Below are 755 nucleotides of genomic sequence, written 5' to 3' on the forward strand. Positions count from 1 at the left end.
AAGTACATTGTTGGAATAATAATTTCTCCATTTTGGTTTATAATTCCGTAATGACCAGTTATACTTTTAACTAACGCCCAATTTTTTTGATAGTCGCCATATTTGTAAATTCGTTTATAACCATTTTGATTTTGAGCGAATCCAATTGAAGTCGCAAGTATAAATGTCAGAAGTAAGATTACGTTTTTCATTTCTATTGGTTTTAAATTTGGTCATTTCAGCTCAATATTGGTCTAAACTGCACCACAACGTGTTTGTGTATGGTTAGTTGCGTGGTTAAGCAACTAAGTTAGCAAACATTTACGAACCCGTGAAAATTCTGCAGGAATTTTCGCAAGTAAGCACGTAAAAAGCAATTAATTATACACGGTGTTATGTATAGTGCTTTTATTCAATCCAACTTGATTTATATACTTTAACCACTTTTCCGTTCTCAAAGAAAAACAAATAGGCTTTTCCACTTGAACCTGGTTTACCAACTCGTTTTGTTGTAACATTCAAAATCAAACTTTCTTTATCTAACTTCGAAATCACAACATTCGGTTTTTTTTTCTTTTTTACACAATTCAAATTCAATTCCGATGTCTTATATTTTGTTTGTTCGAGCTTTTTATAAATCGGATATGTTTTAGTTTTGTCATATTCAAACACTTTTTCCTTTTCAATTCCTAATTGATAAGCAACATATTCTGTTGGAAAATAAAATTCATAAAGAGAACCATTTTCAATAGTTGAATTAAACTTAAAATTCCGAG

The 755-nt window shown here is 30.1% G+C and carries 1 protein-coding gene and 1 pseudogene; both read right to left on the reverse strand.

Annotation, left to right across the window (positions count from 1 at the left end; genetic code table 11):
• Positions 1 to 191: pseudogene (locus tag ACFQ13_RS07365) on the reverse strand (hypothetical protein); the annotation flags it as partial.
• 196 nt (positions 192 to 387) lie between these two features.
• Positions 388 to 755: hypothetical protein (locus ACFQ13_RS07370; RefSeq protein ID WP_386115749.1), on the reverse strand; the 368-nt coding region annotated here is incomplete at its 5' end.

This window comes from Winogradskyella rapida (genome assembly GCF_042675845.1).
GTDB lineage: Bacteria > Bacteroidota > Bacteroidia > Flavobacteriales > Flavobacteriaceae > Winogradskyella > Winogradskyella rapida.